At 70.2% G+C, this 1,659-nt stretch carries 1 protein-coding gene; it reads left to right on the plus strand.

From position 1 onward, the window contains the following. Positions 1 to 27 precede the first annotated feature (27 nt). Entirely contained in the window at positions 28 to 1,479 is a 1,452-nt protein-coding gene (locus ABT116_RS44680) for a flavin-containing monooxygenase (RefSeq protein WP_351646676.1), read from the plus strand. Positions 1,480 to 1,659: the final 180 nt, after the last annotated feature.

Raw genomic sequence — 1,659 nt, forward strand, 5'->3', positions numbered from 1 at the left:
GCGAGCCATCGACAGGAGCATTGCGGCATGAGCACACACGTCGAGGTCATCGTCGTCGGCGCCGGCATCTCCGGGGTTGGCGCCGGGGCCAGGCTCCGCGGCGCCGGTATCCGGGACTTCCTGATCATCGAGGCGGCCGACGACTTCGGCGGCACGTGGCGGGCGAACACCTATCCCGGCTGCCAGTGCGACGTACCGTCCCGCCTCTACAGCTACTCCTTCGCTCCGAACCCGGATTGGACGCGGGTGTACGCGCACCAGCCGGAGATCCTCACGTACGTGAGGCGGGTCGCCGACACGTACCGGCTGCGCGAACACACCCGGTTCGGGGTGCGTATGACCGAAGCGCGATGGCAGCCCGGCCAGGCCCGCTGGCTCGTCCGTACCGACGCCGGTGAGTTCACCGCCCGATTCCTGATCGCCGGCGCCGGCCCGTGGAACGAGCCTCTCGTCCCGGACGTCCCCGGCCTCGACGGTTTCCCCGGCGAGGTGTTCCACTCCGCGCGCTGGAACCACGACTACGACCTGCGCGGCAAGCGCGTCGCGGTGCTCGGCACCGGCGCCTCGGCCGTACAGTTCGTCCCAGCGATCGCCCCCGACGTCGCCCGCTTGCATGTGTTCCAGCGCACCGCCCAGTGGGTGCTGCCCAAGCTGGACCATCACATACCGAAGGCCGAACGGTGGGCGATGCGCCACCTGCCGGGCGCGCGAGCCGCGGTGGCAGGGCTGGAGTACCGGGCCATGGAGACGCTCGGACGTGGATTCCGGCGCCCCGCGCTGATGCGTGGCGTCCAGGCCATCGCACGGGCCCACTTGCGGGCCACGGTCCGCGACGCCGAACTGCGCCGCAAGCTGACCCCCGACTACACCATCGGCTGCAAGCGCATCCTGTTCTCCAACCACTACTACCCCGCGCTGAGGCGACCGAATGTCGACGTGCACGCCGCCGCGGTGCACGCCGTCGAAGGCAGCACCGTGCACGGCGCCGACGGCAGCGCCGCCGAGGTGGACGCGATCATCCTCGGCACCGGCTTCCACATCCTCGACACGCCGCTCGCGGGCCTCGTCCGAGACGGAGCCGGCCGCTCGCTCGCTGACCGCTGGCAGGGCTCCCCCGAGGCGTACCTCGGCACCGTCGTCGCGGGCTTCCCCAACGCCTTCCTGCTCCTCGGCCCCGGCCTGGGCACCGGGCACTCGTCGGCGTTCGCCATTCTGGAGGCACAGCTCGACCTCGTCCTAGGCGCCATCAAGGCCGCACGGGAGGAGAGTTGGGCGGCGCTGGAGGTACGCGGCGACGTGCAGGCCGCGTACAACGCCCGGCTGCAGACCGCGCTGGCCGACACCGTCTACAACGCCGGTGGGTGCAGGAGCTACTACCTCGACGCCAACGGCCGCAACAGCTTCAGCTGGCCTTGGTCCACCGACCGGCTTCGCGCCGAGGTCGGTCGCTTTGAGCCGCAGGACTTCACCGTTTCCTGAGCCGAGGGAACTCATCGTGCAAACAGCGTCCGGAGGGGGCGGGGGCCTGCGCTGCGGTGTGGCTAGGGCCACTGACTGAAACGAGCAGTAAGGGGATGAGAGCGTTCCTCGCTGGTCAGGATCCTGTACGGCGCAGTGGCTCCTGGCGGGGATCACCACCTGCATGAGGCGAGACGTTCC

The organism is Streptomyces sp. NPDC002130 (assembly GCF_040296465.1).
GTDB lineage: Bacteria > Actinomycetota > Actinomycetes > Streptomycetales > Streptomycetaceae > Streptomyces.

Bases quoted from the DNA above. Each gene is read 5' to 3' on its own strand.
- ABT116_RS44680 (WP_351646676.1), top strand. From the start codon at position 28: ATGAGCACACACGTCGAGGTCATCGTCGTCGGCGCCGGCATCTCCGGG.